Source organism: Nostoc sp. 'Peltigera membranacea cyanobiont' 232, from assembly GCF_002245985.1.
Taxonomy (GTDB): domain Bacteria; phylum Cyanobacteriota; class Cyanobacteriia; order Cyanobacteriales; family Nostocaceae; genus Nostoc.
The window spans coordinates 57397-75879 of record NZ_NOLK01000013.1 but is presented as its reverse complement, the minus strand read 5'-3'; the positions used below and the strand labels follow the sequence as shown (position 1 = coordinate 75879).

Annotated in this window: 26 protein-coding genes and 1 pseudogene; 9 read left to right on the top strand and 18 right to left on the bottom strand. The window is 41.4% G+C overall.

Annotation, left to right across the window (positions count from 1 at the left end):
- Nucleotides 1–195: 195 nt before the first annotated feature.
- From nifN to nifH, 3 genes are all read right to left on the bottom strand, one after another.
- Complete coding sequence (gene nifN, locus CDG79_RS06855; protein WP_094341473.1) at nt 196–1506, bottom strand: nitrogenase iron-molybdenum cofactor biosynthesis protein NifN; 1311 nt, start codon at nt 1504–1506, stop codon at nt 196–198.
- Nucleotides 1506–2921 carry a nitrogenase iron-molybdenum cofactor biosynthesis protein NifE gene (gene nifE, locus CDG79_RS06850; protein ID WP_094341472.1) on the bottom strand — a complete coding sequence of 472 codons (1416 nt, stop codon included), beginning with the start codon at nt 2919–2921 and terminating at the stop codon, nt 1506–1508. The genes nifN and nifE overlap by 1 nt, the downstream gene beginning before the upstream one ends.
- Nucleotides 2922–3301: 380 nt before the next feature.
- Entirely contained in the window at nt 3302–4258 is a 957-nt protein-coding gene (gene nifH / locus CDG79_RS06845; protein WP_094341471.1) for a nitrogenase iron protein, read from the bottom strand.
- On the opposite strand from nifH, the gene CDG79_RS44735 reads away from it, so the two are divergent.
- The gene (locus CDG79_RS44735; RefSeq protein ID WP_262985776.1) at nt 4257–4388 is read left to right on the top strand and encodes a hypothetical protein; all 132 of its coding nucleotides are present in this window, start codon (nt 4257–4259) and stop codon (nt 4386–4388) included. The genes nifH and CDG79_RS44735 overlap by 2 nt on opposite strands.
- 408 nt (nt 4389–4796) lie before the next feature.
- On the opposite strand, the gene CDG79_RS06840 is transcribed toward CDG79_RS44735, so the two are convergent.
- Nucleotides 4797–5930, bottom strand: a complete 1134-nt coding sequence (locus CDG79_RS06840; RefSeq protein WP_094341470.1) for a substrate-binding domain-containing protein — start codon at nt 5928–5930, stop codon at nt 4797–4799.
- 331 nt (nt 5931–6261) lie between these two features.
- Here CDG79_RS06840 and CDG79_RS06835 point away from each other — a divergent pair, with 331 nt between their 5' ends.
- On the top strand, nt 6262–6705 hold the full coding sequence (locus tag CDG79_RS06835) for a hypothetical protein (RefSeq protein WP_189524909.1): 444 nt from the start codon (nt 6262–6264) through the stop codon (nt 6703–6705).
- A gap of 71 nt (nt 6706–6776) precedes the next feature.
- On the opposite strand, the gene CDG79_RS06830 is transcribed toward CDG79_RS06835, so the two are convergent.
- The 10 genes from CDG79_RS06830 to CDG79_RS06795 form a co-directional block, all read right to left on the bottom strand.
- Nucleotides 6777–7094, bottom strand: a complete 318-nt coding sequence (locus CDG79_RS06830) for a hypothetical protein (RefSeq protein WP_094341468.1) — start codon at nt 7092–7094, stop codon at nt 6777–6779.
- Entirely contained in the window at nt 7084–7416 is a 333-nt protein-coding gene (locus tag CDG79_RS06825) for a hypothetical protein (protein WP_094341467.1), read from the bottom strand. Before CDG79_RS06825 ends, CDG79_RS06830 begins: the two co-directional genes overlap by 11 nt.
- A complete protein-coding gene (locus CDG79_RS06820; RefSeq protein WP_094341466.1) occupies nt 7416–7634 on the bottom strand; it encodes a hypothetical protein in 219 nt (72 codons plus the stop codon). The genes CDG79_RS06825 and CDG79_RS06820 overlap by 1 nt, the downstream gene beginning before the upstream one ends.
- Nucleotides 7635–7688: 54 nt before the next feature.
- Complete coding sequence (locus CDG79_RS06815) at nt 7689–8045, bottom strand: hypothetical protein (RefSeq protein WP_094341465.1); 357 nt, start codon at nt 8043–8045, stop codon at nt 7689–7691.
- A 197-nt stretch (nt 8046–8242) separates the two neighbouring features.
- Nucleotides 8243–8644 (bottom strand): hypothetical protein, encoded by a 402-nt coding sequence (locus tag CDG79_RS43460; RefSeq protein ID WP_223278036.1) that lies wholly within the window; start codon nt 8642–8644, stop codon nt 8243–8245.
- 59 nt (nt 8645–8703) lie between these two features.
- Nucleotides 8704–8988 (bottom strand): hypothetical protein, encoded by a 285-nt coding sequence (locus CDG79_RS43455; RefSeq protein WP_223278035.1) that lies wholly within the window; start codon nt 8986–8988, stop codon nt 8704–8706.
- Between the two features lies 1 nt (nt 8989).
- Nucleotides 8990–9118, bottom strand: coding sequence for a hypothetical protein (locus tag CDG79_RS44730; RefSeq protein WP_262985775.1), 129 nt, complete (start codon nt 9116–9118; stop codon nt 8990–8992).
- Complete coding sequence (locus CDG79_RS06805; protein ID WP_189524908.1) at nt 9111–10007, bottom strand: hypothetical protein; 897 nt, start codon at nt 10005–10007, stop codon at nt 9111–9113. Before CDG79_RS06805 ends, CDG79_RS44730 begins: the two co-directional genes overlap by 8 nt.
- The gene (locus CDG79_RS06800; protein WP_094341464.1) at nt 10004–10759 is read right to left on the bottom strand and encodes a hypothetical protein; all 756 of its coding nucleotides are present in this window, start codon (nt 10757–10759) and stop codon (nt 10004–10006) included. Before CDG79_RS06800 ends, CDG79_RS06805 begins: the two co-directional genes overlap by 4 nt.
- Complete coding sequence (locus tag CDG79_RS06795; protein WP_094341463.1) at nt 10759–10983, bottom strand: hypothetical protein; 225 nt, start codon at nt 10981–10983, stop codon at nt 10759–10761. The genes CDG79_RS06800 and CDG79_RS06795 overlap by 1 nt, the downstream gene beginning before the upstream one ends.
- Nucleotides 10984–11083: 100 nt before the next feature.
- Between CDG79_RS06795 and CDG79_RS45410 the strand changes: the two genes are divergently transcribed.
- On the top strand, nt 11084–11290 hold the full coding sequence (locus CDG79_RS45410) for a helix-turn-helix domain-containing protein (protein ID WP_223278042.1): 207 nt from the start codon (nt 11084–11086) through the stop codon (nt 11288–11290).
- Here CDG79_RS45410 and CDG79_RS40775 read toward each other — a convergent pair.
- Nucleotides 11233–11571 carry a hypothetical protein gene (locus CDG79_RS40775; RefSeq protein WP_143855431.1) on the bottom strand — a complete coding sequence of 113 codons (339 nt, stop codon included), beginning with the start codon at nt 11569–11571 and terminating at the stop codon, nt 11233–11235. The genes CDG79_RS45410 and CDG79_RS40775 overlap by 58 nt on opposite strands.
- A 214-nt stretch (nt 11572–11785) precedes the next feature.
- Between CDG79_RS40775 and CDG79_RS06785 the strand changes: the two genes are divergently transcribed.
- Together CDG79_RS06785 and CDG79_RS06780 are read left to right on the top strand one after the other, a co-directional pair.
- Nucleotides 11786–12394, top strand: a complete 609-nt coding sequence (locus CDG79_RS06785; protein WP_094341461.1) for a tyrosine-type recombinase/integrase — start codon at nt 11786–11788, stop codon at nt 12392–12394.
- A 263-nt stretch (nt 12395–12657) separates the two neighbouring features.
- On the top strand, nt 12658–13017 hold the full coding sequence (locus CDG79_RS06780) for a hypothetical protein (RefSeq protein ID WP_189524907.1): 360 nt from the start codon (nt 12658–12660) through the stop codon (nt 13015–13017).
- A gap of 210 nt (nt 13018–13227) precedes the next feature.
- On the opposite strand, the gene CDG79_RS40770 is transcribed toward CDG79_RS06780, so the two are convergent.
- The gene (locus CDG79_RS40770) at nt 13228–13608 is read right to left on the bottom strand and encodes a hypothetical protein (protein WP_143855429.1); all 381 of its coding nucleotides are present in this window, start codon (nt 13606–13608) and stop codon (nt 13228–13230) included.
- On the bottom strand, nt 13559–13828 hold the full coding sequence (locus CDG79_RS06770; RefSeq protein WP_094341458.1) for a hypothetical protein: 270 nt from the start codon (nt 13826–13828) through the stop codon (nt 13559–13561). The genes CDG79_RS40770 and CDG79_RS06770 overlap by 50 nt, the downstream gene beginning before the upstream one ends.
- 82 nt (nt 13829–13910) lie before the next feature.
- On the opposite strand from CDG79_RS06770, the pseudogene CDG79_RS45405 reads away from it, so the two are divergent.
- Nucleotides 13911–15107: pseudogene (locus tag CDG79_RS45405) on the top strand (IS110 family transposase).
- Between the two features lie 21 nt (nt 15108–15128).
- Nucleotides 15129–15332, top strand: a complete 204-nt coding sequence (locus CDG79_RS06760) for a hypothetical protein (RefSeq protein ID WP_094341457.1) — start codon at nt 15129–15131, stop codon at nt 15330–15332.
- Nucleotides 15333–15468: 136 nt separating this feature from the next.
- On the opposite strand, the gene CDG79_RS06755 is transcribed toward CDG79_RS06760, so the two are convergent.
- A complete protein-coding gene (locus CDG79_RS06755) occupies nt 15469–16233 on the bottom strand; it encodes a nucleotidyltransferase domain-containing protein (protein ID WP_223278032.1) in 765 nt (254 codons plus the stop codon).
- Nucleotides 16234–16406: 173 nt separating this feature from the next.
- On the opposite strand from CDG79_RS06755, the gene egtD reads away from it, so the two are divergent.
- Both egtD and CDG79_RS06745 read left to right on the top strand, forming a co-directional pair.
- Complete coding sequence (gene egtD, locus CDG79_RS06750) at nt 16407–17441, top strand: L-histidine N(alpha)-methyltransferase (RefSeq protein ID WP_094341455.1); 1035 nt, start codon at nt 16407–16409, stop codon at nt 17439–17441.
- Between the two features lie 306 nt (nt 17442–17747).
- Nucleotides 17748–17942, top strand: a complete 195-nt coding sequence (locus tag CDG79_RS06745) for a hypothetical protein (RefSeq protein WP_094341454.1) — start codon at nt 17748–17750, stop codon at nt 17940–17942.
- Nucleotides 17943–18483: the final 541 nt, after the last annotated feature.

Below are 18483 nucleotides of genomic sequence, written 5' to 3'. Positions count from 1 at the left end.
TTTTGAATTTTGAATTTTGAATTCCGCCTTGCGGTACTAGTGCCTAGTTACTGGCATTGGTTGGTATACTCTTGATGGAGTACAGGGCTTGATAGTAACTATCAAAGCTAAAGTTAATGGGCAAGATTGTATCTGGCGCTACATATTACCAATATTACTGGTAATGTTGTGATGAACAGTTAGAGTTAGCTCTCTTTAATGTTTAACCTTTGTTTCCTGTTCTAAAAACAGGTTGCCAATATCAAATAAAAGCTGTGTAGTACCTCGGTAGCCAACCTTGGTAAACTGACTTTGATCTAAGCGGTCAAAAATGGGAATCCCTTGACGATAGAGAGGAATTTGTAAGCGTTGAGCGATCGCAACTCCATGAGAGTTGGTAATTAGCAAATCAGATCCAACCGCCAGTTGCTCAAAGTCTTCTAAATCGCCGATAGTGATGCTCTTGATCGGAAGTTTTTCTAGCAGAGGAAAGCGTGTTGTTGTCACTGCTGAGTGAATCTCAACTCCTAGCGATCGCAAAAAAGAAACCGTTGACCAAAGTAAATCTGGTTCCAGCGCCAAAGCAACTCGCTTACAACCAAAGTAAAAGTGATTTTCCAACATCACATGTTGTAACTGACGACGTTGACGGCGGTATTTCTGTGGTACCCTGACACCACTGATATCTGACAAAGCTTGCAGAAATTTATCTACTGCTACTAAGCCTGTCAGTTCACCAAATACCTCATAGGGTATATTGAATCTCTGCCCCAAAATTTGCGCTGCACCCCGCATACTTTCGCCTAATGCCAAAGTGAATACAGAAGTGCCAATTGAGCGTAATTGGGTTGCATTTGTGCCATTAGCTGTAATGGCACTAGAAGAATCTTCTATATGACTATCTAGTACGCCAGAAAGGTCAGGTACAACAATAGGTACAAGTCCAAAAGAGGTAACAATCTCTTTGATTTCCTGTACATCCCCTGGTGTGAAAGCAGAACTCGCCAAAATAGTGATTTGTGTGGGGCAAGCGTCTTGCTTATCACTTTTTTGAGGGATTTCCCTAACCATACTCTCAACTGCACCAGCAAAGCCATCCTGTAATGTACCTTTGAAATCCGGTGTAGAGACAAGCACAATTGGTAAATAATCTAGTTCTGGGTGACGGTGGCGAATTTCCTTGACAAAGCGCCCCATATCATCACCTCTGGTTTCCACAAGTCCAGTGCTACAAAGACCGATAATTTCTGGTTTGGATCTCTGCACCAAAGTCAAGATTGCTTGTTCAACTCTTTCCTCGCCACCCAAAATAGTTGCAACTTCTGTCATCGCTGTACTAGAAAGGGGAATCGCCTGACGAAAATGTTGTACTAATACTGCCTTAGTCAAAGCAGTACAGCCTTGAGAACCGTGTAATAAAGGCATTATTCCCTTCAACCCCAAAAATGCTAAAACTGCACCCACAGTTTGGCTTTGCTTGAGAGGATTAACTGCAACTGATGTACTCGTAATGCTAATAATCGCCATCAAATGTCCTCCTCTAGAGAATTTCCTGCTTCCCCTGCTCCTCCATCCTCTGACCACGGGGCTGGCTGGCATACTTGCTCCCACACAGGGTTGTAAAAAGCGGCATACAGTTCTTGTGCAACCTCTAAAATTCCTATATAGCCTGCATAAGCATGGTTGCGTTCTTGATTAATATCTAGAAATGGAATTCTAGCTATAATAGATGTGTCTTGATGGCGTTTATCAGCAATTAACATATCAGCTTGATTTTCGTTAATTATCTGCAAAATTTCTTCAGGACTATTTTGGTCTATAATTATGCCATCTTGACCAAGCAAACTTTTTACTCTAGTTCTATCCTCTTCAGTATTACTATTAGTCTTAATAGCAATAACTTCCATCCTCAATTTCTTAGCAGCAAATATAATCAGCCAACTCTTGAAACTTCCAATAACAAGGATAACGCGCTTACCTTGCATTTTGGTGATATAAGGAGCAAGCTTTTCATCTATTGCAGCAGTTTCTTCTACAATTAGCTTTTCTGTACGTTCTTGCAAATCAGAATTATCCAACTTTGCGGCAATATTCCTGAGACACTGATTGATTTGCTCTATGCCATAAATAGACTCTTCAATATAAGCAATGCCATATTGTTTCTCCATCCTTTTAGCCATATTAATTAGTGCTTTAGAGGAGAGGAGAATATTAAGCTTGGCACGATGAGCATAGCAAACTTCTTTGTACACAGCATCGCCTGTAATTTTTGCCAAAACTCTGATACCTAATTTCTCCAACAACGGTAGAACATTCCATATTGCACCTGCAATATTGTGTTCACCAATTAGGTTGATGTCATAAGGTGTAATAGTATCTGGTTCAGCAGTTCCAATAACGTGTGAAAGCATTGCTTCACCAGCAACGCGGTTGCCCAAATTTTGGTTCCCAATGAATCCAGGGCAATGTACTGGGATAGTGGGTATTCCTGTTTTCTCGGTAGCATCTTTGCAAACTCCCTCAATGTCATCCCCAATCAAAGCGGTGATGCAAGTGGAGTAAACAAATACCGCCGCAGGTTTGTAGCGTCTTTGTAATTCTAAAATGCCTTTGTACAGCTTTTTGGCTCCACCGAAGATGATATCGTTCTCATCGATATCGCTGCTAAAACGTATTTTATACAGCATCGAACCAGAGGAGAGACTGCTGTAACTTCCCCAAATACTGGCAGCACAGCCACTTGGCCCGTGAACTACATGAGCAGCATCGGTAATTGGTACTAGAGTCATCATTGCACTATCAAAAGCGCAACTTCCTTGAGTGGTTCCAGGTTGGGGTAATTGTGTAGAAGACTTTTTTTTATGCAGTATCTGCTGCTGACGAGCATCTTCAGAATTTGAGTCACTGAGTGAATCGTTGGTTTTTCCTGGGGTGGGATTCATTTGTTTGGTGACAATAGGTAGAACTTGTTAGGTATTTACTGAATTCCCAAAGGCTGAGGAGGATTTTAATTTATTCACCGTGTATCTAAAGATGGAATAAAAGGGAATGAGAAAGAGAATTTCCCATCCCCTATAACATAAACATCATCTAGGTTAGAGAAGGAGAAAACAAAAACATGAACTAGACTATTAAAGTATTAATGTTGCCATGTAGATGTTAGTGGATTAGTGTTAACACGGTGAAGAGAAAACCCACAGAGTTAAGATTAGCTATTCGACTACCTCCATTTTAAATGATTGGTGAGAAGGTGGGCGAAAATAGCCCACCTAATATTTACTCTGTATTTAGCACCGGAGTCTGAACAAAAACCTTACTTGTTCTAGCTACCAGAAACTATTTCTACGTTTCCTTTTTTCAGTGCTTCTAGTGCTTCACCTTGAGTGTCTTCTAGCTTTTTGGCAGCGTCTGCTTGGCTAATCATTTTTGCAGCATTTTCTTCACTTTCAAGGATGCCGAACTCAATCAACAAATCTTCTAGCTCATCCATCTCAATGGGTGTGGGAACTGTAAGATTTGTATTGCCGATAATCTTGTCCGCTAATGTGCGGTATTCATTAGCTTGTTTACTGTCAGGTGCATACTCATTCACCGTCATCCGGCGTAATTCGGCGTGTTGCACGATATTGTCACGGGGGACGAAGTGAATCATGTGGGTATTCAATCTAGCTGCCAGGGTGCTAATCAGTTCATCTTCCCGGTCAGTTTGACGGCTGTTACAAATCAGCCCACCCAAACGCACACCACCAGTGTGAGCATATTTGAGAACGCCACGAGCAATGTTGTTGGCAGCAAACATCGCCATCATTTCACCAGAGGTAACGATGTAGATTTCTTGGGCTTTACCTTCACGAATTGGCATCGCAAAACCACCACACACAACGTCGCCCAATACGTCGTAGGATACGAAATCTACGTCTGAGTAAGCACCGTTTTCTTCGAGGAAGTTAATAGCGGTGATGATACCGCGACCGGCGCAACCTACACCAGGTTCTGGCCCGCCAGATTCTACGCATCTGATATCCCGAAAGCCAGTGATTACGACTTCTTCGAGTTCGATATCTTCCACAGCACCCCGTTCAGCAGCTAAGTGCAACACGGTGGTTTGGGCTTTACAGTGCAGAATCAATCGGGTAGAGTCAGCTTTGGGGTCGCAACCTACAATCAAGATGCGTTGTCCCTTTTCTGCCATAGAGGCGAGGGTATTTTGGGAGGTAGTAGATTTACCGATACCGCCTTTACCGTAGAAAGCAATTTGTCTAATTTTTCCGTCTGACATGATGATTTATCCTGTGATTGTTTGTTTGCTGAGTCTGTCGGTTTGTGAGGCGTTAGCACTTTATGCCTACCGGAGGCGATCGCACTTTGTGCCTACCGGAGGTACTCGCACTGTAAAATTACAGCAGTGACCTGATGTAGAACGTCGTTGGAGGTGCTCGTTCTACAGCAAAAAGAGTCCGAATCCAGAACATATTCAAGTTTTAGTCAGTTTTCATTGGCCATTAGTCATTGTTTCTTCTGACTAATGGCTAGAGTAATAAGAAATCGCTCAAGGAATATTGCAAGTATTACCAGACCCTCACTCAAATGATTTCTCTGACGGGAGTAATACCAACCAATTAGAAAAAAGAAAGCTACAGATTCCAAACTGGGAACCACAATTCAATCCGAATTTCCTAATTACGTTAGCGACGCAGGAGCGTCATTACGAATTACGAATTATCAAAGGTTGCTCATACCTCAAAAGTGGTTGCAGCAGGAATTTTAATTTACGCAGAGTTTTCCTTTAATCACACAACCAACCATTGCAATTCACTCTAAACAGTCGCTACAACTTCCCCGATTTTGCTGATATCGTAACCGCCGAGAATTTCAAATTGTGAGTGAACCATCCGATGTCCCAAAGTACTGAGCAACTGCTGTACAGGTGCTTCTTCTAAATATTCCTTGAGAATCACCAAATCATATCGTGACTGATGTAAAGGGATAAATCCCAGCCCAAAGGCGGTAGCTACAGATGCCGTACTCATGCCAGCATCAGCAATTCCTAATCCTACAGCTTGGGCAACATCTTGGTGACTTTTGAGTATATTGTCAAAGCCCTGAACAGCATCGAATGGTATCTGCTCTTTTTGGAGTGTTTGTTCCAAAAGCATCCGACTACCAGAACCTATTTCGCGGTTGACAATAGTCCCGCCCCCCGCAACTAAGTCAGTAACTGTTTTAATTCCCATCGGGTTGCCAGACTTCAACAAAAGTCCTTCTTCCCAAACACCAAGGGTAATCAGAACTGCTTCCCTCCCAGCCAGAACATCTCGAACAAAGGGAGTATTATACTCACCAGTTTCAGGATCGTACAGATGCATCCCAGCGATGTGCGCCTCACCTCTGCATAGACTGTGCAATGCAGCCATGCTATTGGCGAAGTTATATTGAACTCGCAGTTGGGGATGCCAGCGTTCGGTGGCTCTTGCCCATAGTGAAATCACTGGGGCACAACCAGCAATCACAACTGTGTTGTGAAGTGTGTCGAGATTATCATCTAGTAACCTGACTCGAACTTTATTTGTACCCGTTTGGCTAGTACTTTCACCATCAGCCGGAATCATGTCTTGGCGAAAAGCATCCTTACCAATCAAGGGATAAGCTATCCATTGTCCGCCCACACGAGCCATGCTAACTCGTAATTGCTGACCATTAGGAATAGGTTTGGCAAGAATGGCTTCAATTTCAGGTAAATCCCGCTCTAACCAGAATAGATCCTCAACTTGACAGCCAAGCGCTTTGGCCAAGCGAAGTGTTATGGCAACTGAGGGGGCATATAGTCCCGACTCTACACCACTAATAGTCTGACGAGTCACACTAGCGATGTTAGCCAAATCTTGTTGGCTCATACCTAAACGGGTTCTGATTGACTTCAAGTTATTACGGAGGTCGCTATCCTGCTTCATTGGCTTTGTCTCTTAGTTTCAAAAAGCCGTAGCGGATTTAAACATTGCATCTGCCAAGGCGAAAGTGTGTCTTTGAGTTTATATCATTTCTCTTGACGACATGACTGTGCTTTCGCTGTCTTGATTCCCCATATAAAAAGACTATCACAGAAATTGCCAATTTGCTTGCCAAGTGCAAATTATTTTTGCGGGTGGTTGCTTTTTCGTTGCGATTATCGCTCAAAAGCCCCAATTTCCAATAGACAGAGCATTTGTCTAGCAAAAAGAGGATACCAATTTTATTGGTGAAAAGTAGTATTTAATACAGTTTTAGAAATTAGTTTTAGATTTGATGCTTGATAGAATCCCCAGTAAGAATAAAAGGGCATCTGGGTACGTTAGGCTTGCACCTATTGTTTTCACCAAGATGAAAAAAATATTAAGCCTAGCAATTGCAGGGGTTTTGGCAGCAGGATGTACCCATTTGATGGATTCAAATTCCTCAAGTGGTTCAGACAATTATGAGGTTCAGTGGACTGGAGCTAAGGGAAACAAGCTATTTGGAAGCTATGTTATTGGCTCTAAAACCATCAGTACACCTTCAAGAGCAGAAAAAGTCACAGCGATAATTCCTTATAAAGTTAGGTTTTCTGCTCCAAAAAATAGCCTGATTTCTGCGGCAGGAGCGACAGTTAATCAGGCTACAGTAGAAATTAAAATTTTAAAAAATGGCTTGGAATGTGGAAAAGTCGCTGTTGTTGGAAGTGGAGCTATGGGTAATAAAATTTGCCAATAGTTCAAGAACAATATATTAGTTATATCCCCTATAAACTAAGTTTGTAGGGGATATGTAGTATTTCCGAAAAATCACTCTTGCTTCTTACCTGGAACTACACCATAGCGAATCAGCCAAGATTTTATCTCTGAAATTTCTTTCATAAGCTCATCAAGTATCTGCTCAATTCCATCAAATCCATGAGCGATACCCTCTGATATTTGTTCTTGATTTCTCTTGAGATGGTTAAAGTCACGCTCTTCATTTAAAGCCTTTTCTGCTTGCCTTACCGCTTCTTGTGTAGCTTGTTGTCGTTCAAATTTTAGCTTACTAGACCACCATGCAATCCATCCAGATAAAGCGCCAATAAAAGCTAGAAGAAAACTTGCTACACTAGTATCAACTTTCATTGTTCCAAATATCTACCTCAACAATCCATACCAAATTGTTTATTTCTCTTGACTGGCGTTTTTTAACTCCTATCCGACGTTCAGAAAAACACGCAGGGGAAATAAATTCTAGAATTACTAACTCATTTCTAGGGTATATTTTTTGAGGTTGGTAAATTTCCACTTGCTCATTAATAAAAGTTGCTTGGCATACCCAACCAGACAGAAAGCCGTGTGCAGTACCAAGCAAGCTATGTTTAAGTCGAAAAAGATTGCCCTCAATTGGTGCAGTGAACTGCCAAGTATTAGTTACTTGAATAGCGCTAATTGTCTGCCATGCCATTATGCAAAAACCAAATCAGCTTCCCCTATTTGCTCTAGCCTCTGGTCATACTCTCCCCCATAAAGATATTCTTCTAATTCTTCATCTGTCATAGGTTCAAGTAAGCCAGAGCCAGCACGAGCGCAAAACGCAAAACCATCATTAATTTGAAAGCCATACTTCAAGCCCATCTTAAAAACAACATAAACTCGAACTTTATTGCCTCGTCTACGTACCATTTTTTCTCCCTAATTATTTTTTCAAATCAACTAAACGTCAGAAGTCCTAAACGTCTAAACGTTAGGAGAAAGTATCAAATTTTCATTCAGTGGAATCAAGAAGGTTGAGACGTGGGTAACAGAAACTTGCCCGTTAATGGGAGGGCCATAACTGAAAGGAGGGTAAGAAGCTAATTGTTCACCAGTCGCAAGAGGTGTATTAACCGTTGTCTGAGCCTTACCCGCAGCTATGCGAAGTTTATACAAAAGCTCTGCTACTCCTTCAACAGTTAAATCTGCCACGGTAACGCCGTTAACTACGCTGATGTCAACGTATAATTTGCCAGAAATTACAGTCAGAGCATTTGTTAATCCATTAGCAGCAAGGGCAGTCTCAAGCTCTTGAAAAGTTAGATCGGTTCTAGCTGTCATATCAGTAAGTAATTTGTATTTCTTTTTACAAGCTATGACATATAGAAACAGAATGACAAGAGTAAATATCCAGGTATGTAAACTAGTTGCTGCACAAGGATTATAGGCTACTGGGGATATAATGACCCTCTGGGTCGAAAATCTAACTACCTCATTAAAAGGTTTGATTAAAAATGGTATGTAAAGATTTGTTATGTCTAACCCAACGGTGATAAATCAGTTGGTTGTCGGTAAAGGTCAAGCCTGCGTCGTCTTCGTTTATAAGCTTGTTTTCCCCCAACAGGTACACCTAAAATATCCGTGGGTTCAGTTACCAAGGTTGCGTAGCATGGGTAGACACGAGTTGCAACTTTTAATAAGTTGGCATTAACTTTTAATTCTTCAGTTACACTCATCCTAATGATTTGAGCTGTTGAGAGTGTAATAAGTAACCCCATTACTTCTTCAGATTCCTCTTTGGATGCAGCATATATTGCCATTTGGCGGCCATTATCTAAGAAGGCTGTGCAACGAAATTTACCCCACGTAAAAGGCCGACATACTTCTTTTATTTGTTCATAAGCTGTTGCGTATTTAATTTGTATATGCGATGCGCTCATGTTGCCCGCACTACAATAATTTTACGTTTTCGTACTATACAATTTAGATGCACATCAGCTTAAGTTAGCCCCTGTTTACAATCAGGGATACTGTAACCTATGCTTTTAGGATTAATGCCATTAATTCGCCAAGGTGGTTTTTCTACAGATTTAAAAAGTACCACAAGCTTTCTATCCATGTGTCGAGCGCGTGGCATATCTTCTGTAGGCATCCCTACAATTTGCCCTACATCTTTATTCCAAACTTGGCGTTGAGTAGCAATAGCTTGAAGGATAGCCAGCTTTATATCTCGCTGCCTACCAAAAATTACAATATCACCTTGAGATTTTACTAATCCTGTCATGTTATGGGTCTGGGTTAATGCGTACAGCTTTCTGGTCGCCGTCGTTTACTTCATGCCTTAAATCGTCCATTGCCCAAATATCATCTAATCCCATAGATAAGATGTATCCCAATACTGCTCGGTTAAGCATTTTTAACTCGGAATCGGGTTTGGGGAAAAGGGTAAAGCGTAAGGGTTAAAGGTTTTTTCTTTCCCTTTTCCCTTTCCCCTTTTCCCCAAAACCCGAGAAGTATTGAGATGTATCCCTGATCCCAAAATGCATTTTCTAATCCTCCAAGATATCCACGTGCAAACTCTTGAAGAATTTTTGGTTGGATACTTTGAATTTTTTTATCTACTTGTGTTGCAAATGACCAACGCTCACCAGATTTTTCTACTGGCTCTAAACCGAATGCTTTCAAGCTCCGAAGCGATAGGATTGACTGATAAAAAAGGTTTTGTGCCCCTAACTGACCGATTAATTGAATGCCAAATTTAAATTGATTTTCAATATTTTTACCTGCTGTATGCTTAATATCTCCTTTAATAACATCAATTTTCTCTCTAGCAATTTCTACGGCTAGCCTTGCCGGAATAATTGGGTAACGAATTGGAACTCCATCTATAACTGCAACTGTTACAACTCGAATAGATACATCCCCTAAAATGTATCCTGCAAGGTTGGCTATCATGCCATTAATAGCTTCAATCTGACTTTTTAATTGTTCGTCTGATTGATTCCAGTCAAAGTTATAAATTGTGTAAGATGTCATTTGGCAGAATTGCCATAAAGAAGTCCAACTAATTTGGATTCCTAGAGCATTAGCAATTGAAAGAGCAAAGCCACCTAATCTTTTAAGTCCACCTAGTAATTTACCTAGTAAGCTTTTCCCATCACTTCCAGAAGATTCAGCATACTGGCTAGAAAATGTACGCTTTTTGTACCAACGATTAGCACCATAATATTGAGTAGTTTGACCCACTTGTACATAATCCTTCCCAGGTTCTAAATCAATGCTTCCATCTGGATTAATTTTCATGTTAGTTTACTCAAGTATTCTTGAACTCTAGCGGTAATATCCTCAATAACAAGCTGAGGAATACCATCAATTTTCATGTCACCAGGCGGTGAATTAAGTAGTTCTAAAAACTTTCTCCAGTCGTCAGCATTTTCTGTAAATTGCCCTAATGCAGATTTTGCAATCACGCTTCCCATAACGTCGTCGCCGGGAGCCGAAAAACCAGTTAGTGCAGCTTTAGTAATCCCAGCACTAATTAGCAAGGTATTGAGTTTATGCTCTAGATGTCCGTTACGGTGTGTATAAGTAATTATTTGCTGATCTGATTCTTTGAGAAAGGCTTTGATATCTTGTTCACCTGGGGTAAACAGAGTTTTGACTGATTTAGGAACTTTGTTAAGTTGATACCCTAAATATTTAGCATTAGCAAGCGCTACATCCTGGGTTATGAGTGATGCATTTTTTGTTGCTCCTACTTCAATTAAAGCTTTTACTCCTAGTTGAGTATTAATTTCTAAATCATTATGTGTTAAGAGACTGATACCTGCCAATTCTGCTAGTGCATCACTCACATTGTCCATGTAAATTTGCTTTTCTCCTTCCTCAGTATTGATAGTAATAGTGAGTGGAAACTCGCCCATGAAAGCTTTCATCTGGGCTAGTTGATAAGCGCTAAAGCTGACATTATCAGATATCTTTTGATATTCTTGCGGTTGCCAATCTCTAATAGCTGCTATGTCTCCTGTTGCCGGGTTGCGAGTAATACTAGGCATCAGACTAGGCGCAGCGTTGATTGGTAGTTTGTGTAATCCTTGTCGCCTCCAGCAGTTCCAGCAAGAGCTAGAGCAGAGCCAGCAGTTGCACCTACTCCCACTATTTCGGCTTCCATCACAACAATTTCGGCTTGAAGTCCGGCAGCAGCAGCAACAGCCGCCGCTACTTCTGCTCCTAATGCCGCGATCGCTGCAAACACACCCTCAAGAGCAGCAGCAATCAATGGAGCTGCTACTACTGCTACTAAGTAGAACGAGGTGAAAAAACCAAACTATGTAAAGATAAGTAAATACGTAAAATTTTTCTATGAAGGTAACAGAGAGATGGGCAACCGTTTAAGGGTATTTCTGACTAGAGAGCAAGATAAAACTCTTTTTAACCTGAGAACAGCAGATGTACCCCAGAAGGTAAAAGACAGAGCAGAGGTAATTAGACTGAGCGCACATGGTTGGTATGTAGAGAAAATAGCAGTTCACTTTAATTGGACTGCACAGACCGTGCGAGAAGTTTTGCATAAATGGCAGGCGTAAGGGCCATAAAATCTTTCTGAAAATTGAAACTGAGTTTTAGCCGTACCGTTGCGAGTTACAGGTGAAGAAATTGTTAGATCCGATGTTGCTAATACAGAGGCATCTGTATTGGCAGCGAACCAAGCGTGAGCATTAGAAATTATCGCGGCATAAATTTCTAATGGTGTAGGATTTGCACTAGTCAAAGCCGGTAATGATGTCAAAGGAATTTCTAATATTTTGGGAGTCCCAGAAAAAGTAGCGGTCGCACCAAACAAATCAGTGATCCAGGTTGCATACAACAAATTTTTGCGAAGTGAATAAATCCGTTGTACGCGCTAGCAAAATTTGTGTAAATGTTCCAGTTTTATGTAAAACCGGAAGTTTCACGGACGACGCTAAACCATTGCTGTGATTACGATTGATGCGTATTTAGGTAATACCTGAAAAATAAAAGCTTCCGGTTTAACACTTCAGGAAGGTTAAACCGGAAGTCATTAACATCAAAATAATTCTATGAAAAACAACCGCAATGGACAAGCGGCTGTTTTTACGGCTAAGGAATATTCTCGAATCCGTAATAACATCCACAGCCAAAAATACAAATTGCTTTTAGACTTGGCATGGTTCACCGGGGAAAGGTGGGGGGCACTGGTGCAAATGAAAGTTGCGGATCTTTACGATGCTGAGGGCAATCCACTCAAGTTGATTACTTTTCGGGCCTGCACTCGCAAGGCTGTAGGTGGTAAAAAGAAAGTTCAGAAAACTAGACAAGTGCCAGTACACCCAACTCTTCTTGAAGCATTGAAAGCATACACACCAGTTGATCCAGATTCGGAGTGGCTATTTCCTTCCAAAAGGAGCTACACCGAAGGGGAAATCAGTAAGCACATCAGTCTGAGATATGCGGATATGGTGTTTCGGGAAGCAGTACAAAAAGCTGGTTTGGAGAGCCGAGGACTAAGTACTCATTCCAGCCGCCGCAGCTTTGTAACCCATCTAGCTCGTAACGGTGTGTCGCTAAGAATTATTCAAAAGCTATTGGGATATGCGGATTTGAAGATGTTGGCGGTTTACATCGATGTGAATGATGCCGATCTTGAGGGCGCTATAGCAACTCTATGAACCCCAGACTCCTATTCCTGCAAGTTGAGATATTCTGCGAGTGCTTTCAAGAGGGGAAGTACGATCGCCCACTCAAGAAGCTATGGCGCTCGAATGCAAGGCATTTCAGGCATGGGATGAGGTGGATCGATTGTACCCGAATTTGTGACAAAGCAAAATGCATAGTTAGTCTTATTAGCTCATCCATGATTTTTCTGCTTGGTAATCACGCTTAGAAAAAATAATTTATCCGCTACTGGACAAAAGGTAGATAAATCAATCGTTTGAGCTTTTTGACGATCGCAGCTTCTCCCCGGCGCGATCGCCACGAGGAGTGGCCCACCAAGGCAGTTATCTTATTGAGAATACCTGACACGCTTATAGTCATTGGGCATTGGGGAATGGTAATATTGCCGTGTTACACGGCACTTTATAAATGCATGGGACGGACTCGCACAACTTGGGAATCACGCAGCACTTGGAACGGTGGCGAGACAACTACAATTCGCATACCCATTGTGCTGAAAAGTGACATTTTGGCTTACGCTAGAGCAGTAGATTTCAAGCTGATAAGCGATAAATCTCGACAAATCCCCATGCTGAAAGGGGATTTTTTATCATGTTTTCACCTTTGGACTGATTGACCGCTATATCGAATTTAAACGGCTCAATTACCACCCTAACCAGAATTCAAGAGTTCTGGACATTAGCACCCGCGCATGGGATGAACTTCGGAAGTTTCAGAGATTGATTCAGGAGTCTCCTGAACTGTTGCGGGACTAAAACCTTTGCGGCATTTTTGACAAAACCACCTTTGAACCAGGGTATTGTCAGACAATTTATAACTACCGTTTTTAAAAATTAGTGTTGTTTGGTGGCATTTTGGGCATGGTGGACGGTTCATGTTTCCAGCCTTTGATTAATTTCTCGATCTCAATTGGTAATTTACCATTTGCGATCGCAGTTTCGACAACTTCCCGGCGCTGGATAGCCAGAGGTGATGCAGTGCTGCCACCTGAAATATGACAATGGTGAATTTTCCGTCCTGACATCCAGCAGTAACGGTAATAGTTATGTTTGCTGTTGCCACGCCTGACCCAGTACTTCTCGATCCAATGAGTGTGTTCGGGAGCAGGTTCAAGCTGTTCCAGCAGTGTACTGTGTTCGGGAGCAGATATGTGTGTATCATGGCTCCCGAACAAAAGTTTGGCGTAGGCAAAGCCCGTCGGAGACATCGCCAGCGATTTTTTCCGAATCTTCACTTACTAATACAGAAACCTGTGTATCTTGCTCCCGAACAAGTGACTCCCAATCGCGCCAAGCAAGCGAATAATCCTCAAGATTTTCATAATCATCTGGGTTAATGGTGCGGACATAGCTGATAAATTGCTCTAGCTCGTAGATAGCAAGGCTTCTGGCTCGAACTACTTTTGATGAGATTCTTTGTTTAGCCATTGGTTATTGGTCATTAGTCATTGGTCAACTGCGATGCCTACGGCGGCAAGCTACGCAATTCACATCTTGTTGCTGCACCCCGATGGACTACCCGCTCTTTCGGTGGCGATCGCAATTAATCCCAACACTGTTCTCGGCTTGTTTGCTCACGGATAAGCCCGAAGATCCACGACAATTTTATTATGAATGTCCCTTCTTTTGCTTAAGCGCCAATGCAAAGGGTATTCAATATTTACTCGCGCTCAAGCCGGACATTGCATTGCTCGAACCAACTGGTAATAACTACAGCAAACTGTGGGGCACTCATTTGGCACGAAGCGGGGTAGAAGTTCGGTTAGTTGGTCATAAAGAATTGAGAAATTATCGAGCCAACCACCTGGCACTTCCTGATAAAGATGATGATGCTGATGCCTTGGCACTGGCTTGCTACTATTTTGACTATCAACAAGACCCACGTCGATTTGTTCAAATTCGCGATCGCGAAATAGTCAGAATTCGAGAACTAGTTTTGCGGCTGGCACATCTCAACCGCGTTCAATCCCCGATCGTGAACCGAGCGCGGCAGGATTTAGCTTGGCAGTTTCCAGAGGTCGCACTAGTAAAGTCCCGGCGGGGTGAATTGGGTGAAGCGCCTTTACTGTAGGGCTGGCTTGCTGGAATTCGTAAAAGTACGCGCTATGACCGCCTCTACGAGCAATCTGTCGGACTTGGCATTACCGACACTGTTCGAGAACACGCAAAACGCATCTGTGACCTCCAGCCTGAGGAACACGTCATTGAGGGAGAATTGCGAGAACTACTTGCCGACTCTCGATTTGACCATTACCGCACAGTTTTCAAAATGTTTGGATTTGGCGATCGCCTCTCGTCGGCGATCATCTCTCAGATTTACCCTATCGAGGGATTCCTGGATGCAGACGGAAAGCCAGAAGTCAGAATACGCCAGGGGCGGAATTCTAAGAAGCCTACCAACCGTCACCTTTCACTGAGAAGATTTCAGAAAGCTTTGGGCGCTGCTCCTAGTCTGGAAGCTTCCGGCGATAGTCGTAAAGCCAAAGTAGTAGGTGGTTCAGATTTATGTCGTAAGTCCTTATGGCAGTGGGTATTTACGAGAATTGAACCGAAGCGATCGCGCCTCAAAAATGATATTGGTAAAGCTTTGGGCGAACAGTTAGACACTGAAAAAGCAGCCGGTCGTCCTGTGAAGCTTGTCAGAAATCGCGTTGCAGCCAAAGGAGCTAGGCTGCTGTTTAGAGAATTAGTTAAAAACTTGAAGTGACAAAAATGGAGATTATGCCTAATGGCTGAAGATGACAGTGTAGTGGATGCTAGCGGATTATTTGAGGAAGCAGAGAAAAACTTAGCCCCTCCACCGTGGATCGATTTCAATCATCCTGATTTCCCTGAATACTTTCAGATACTGGCACTGGATGACGAAGGTAAGGTCAAAGCATGGTGGCAACGAGTCCCAGAGCATCTTCGAGATAACAGCAAGTTTCCTTAAATTGTTAGAGTGAATTTGAAGTTGTAAAAAATTTAGAAATGCGGAGTTAAGAGTTTTTGACTCCTAACTCCATTTATTGGAGTCTTAATTCTCTCCTTCCAAAGTAGGGAAAGGAACATTCAAGTATAAAAAGTAATCAATATTCATCGCTCCTCCCTCTCAGGCGTACCAACAAATTATGCAAAGCCACATTCGCTGAAGGTACTTCAGGTAATTGGCTAGATTCATACGCCTCTTGCAACTTATTACGCAGACGTTCATATTCTCTTCTATGAAAATCTACATTAACATCTGATAAAATAGAGTTTTCTTTACCCACTAGTTTCTGGGCAATTAAATCATGAATGTATGGTAAATTAAAAACCTCATTCAGCTTAATTAAATTAGCTTCAACTACCCCTGTTTGCATCAGATAAATCCCAGTCAATAGAACTTGATAAACATAAAGTAATGGCTTTATTTGATGCGTCTGTTCTTTATCAAAAAGTTTCCATTGGGTTGCGGAAAAACCAATATAGTGGTGACTATGGTGACGGGTAATGCAATTATTAGCAAGAGATTTTAATTCTTGATGTTCTGGTGAAGTTGTTAATATTAAAGGTGAATATAATTGTTCTAATACGTAACCATTCTTTTTAAGTAGCATCAAAAAGATTTTTTTGACATCATGAGTTACTAAATCAATTTCCAAAGATTCACGAAATTCTGAAACTTCAATAGTTTCATTGCCAGTTTCTAATCCCACCACTTCTTGAACTGGTAAAATATGCACACCACCTAAGTCATAATCAGAATCAGGCGACGGAAAACCATACAAGTGGGAACCACTGATGATGGTAAATAAAAGCGGGTAAGGCTGTTGCCCAATAATTGTGTTAAGTGAAGGTGGAATATTCATCATCTGCCGTTTACTCCCTTACCTCAGTTCGGCTGAATCATTACGAGCATCTTCTGTCTTAATGTTTGAGCTATATAGCTCAAGCATGATTTTATTAGCTATGACGATGTGTTTCACTATTGGAGTAAAGGTTTGCCATCAAAGGTAACTTATTACGCCAAGCATACGGAGGTTTAATGTCGATATCTAAAGCTGTTAACAGTAATGTTACTTCTCAAAACAACGTTGAAAAACGCTTGCAGATACAGCGTTTGCTAGGAGCAACTCAAATAGTTGCACCTAGTAGTGGGAGTAATGTTGTGAAGGGATTAACTCAAACACCTAAATCTCTACCCCCTTCTTACTTTTATGATGACCGTGGTTCTGAGCTATTTGAGCAAATCTGTGATTTACCAGAATATTATCTCACACGCACAGAAACAACGATTTTACAGCAGTATGCTGGCGAAATTGCTAAGATTACTGGCCCTTGTGAATTGGTAGAACTTGGCAGTGGCAGTTCTACCAAAACCCGGATTTTGCTAGATGCCTACCAGAATCTAGGCTATTCTCTGCATTACCTACCAATTGATGTGAGTGCAGGTATGTTGGAGACTAGCGCCAAGCAGTTATTGGGAGATTATCCTTTACTGCAAGTTTATGCACTAGCGGGAACTTATGAATTAGCGCTTGCACAACTTCTACCAACGCAATTACCTAGCAGGATGATTTGTTTTATTGGTAGCAGTTTAGGTAATCTTACACCTGGTGAGTGTGATGTCTTCTTTTCGGAAATTACAGAAGCTTTGCAAGTAGGTGAGTATTTCTTGTTGGGGATAGATTTACAAAAGCCGAAACATATTTTGGAACCAGCTTATAACGATCGCCACGGAGTGACGGCAGCATTTAACCTCAATATGCTAGAGCATTTAAATCAACGCTTTGACGGCAATTTCGACACCACGCAGTTTGAACACTGGGCGTTTTACAATGAAAGTGAGCAGCAAATAGAAATGCATTTACGCAGCCTGCGATCGCAAATTGTAGAATTACACGCTCTTAATCTCAAGGTTAATTTTGCACTAGGTGAGACTATCCTCACCGAAATTTCCCGCAAATTTGACCTCGATACCATCAAGCAGCAACTCACTGCACAGGGTTTATCACCTCTTGAAGTGTGGACAGATCCAAATCAATGGTTTGGTTTATTGCTCTGTCAAATGCAAGCATAAAGCAAATTAAGCTATGCCTCACATAGTATAGCGGTTCTCAGTTAAGTCCAATATAGACTCTCTAACAAAAACAGCCCCAACCCTTGTTGCGTTGAGGAGTAACACTTCCATTCTTCTCTTCTTAAAGGAGAGAGGAATGGAAGTGAGGTTAGGGTATATTGCATACAAACGAGAACCGCTATGGATGATATTCATCTCACCCTAGCAAAAGAGAATAATTAAAATTTCTTTTGCTGGAGTGATATTTTTACTAGCAAAGTCGCACACATGTAAATATTAGCCACTGATTATTGCTGCATCGAAGCTGTGGGAAAAATTCTGCTGGATATAGGAATCCGTAGCTTTGGCTTAGTTGTAGTTATATTGGCATTAGCAGTAGAAGAGTTATTGATTGCCTCAGAGATGATAGCTGGTTTGTTATTAGTAGAATTGGCAGAATCACTCAATGGGATAGCCGGAGATGAATTTGAAGATATGGAGCTAATATTTTCAGTATTTTGACTGTTGGGCTTTACCGGAGTTTGACCTTGACATGGAGTAATGATGAAAGTCGAAGTTGTTCCTAATGCTAGTATGAGCAAACGATAAAAATATTGTTGCATAGAGAGAGATTGGCAAAATGGTTGGTAAATATTCAAAGTTTCAAGAAGTTGTGCTTGTTCTTAGTTATCAATAAAACCGTAGCTTCACCATATAAATCATGGTATTTCTATCTAATCAAACCTAAAAGTCAGGTTTGATTGGATAATTACTAGCACTTGTTAGGACATTAATTAGCTAAAAAGACTGGAGCGTACCCAATCAAATCCCTTATAAATTAAGGGTAATGGAAATGTAATTTTCTCTTTAATCAAAAGAGAGCAGTCATTTTTAAACTGCTGAATCAGTCTGATAGAGAGTTAGCAAGTAGATACATCTGGAATAGCTGACGTTTTTGTTCATCAACTAAGCCAGCACAACCATTAATACTTTAGTTATATTTAGCTTGTTAATAAAAGAGAAAAAATACTGATTTTTTTAAAAAGCTAGTTTATAGGAAATC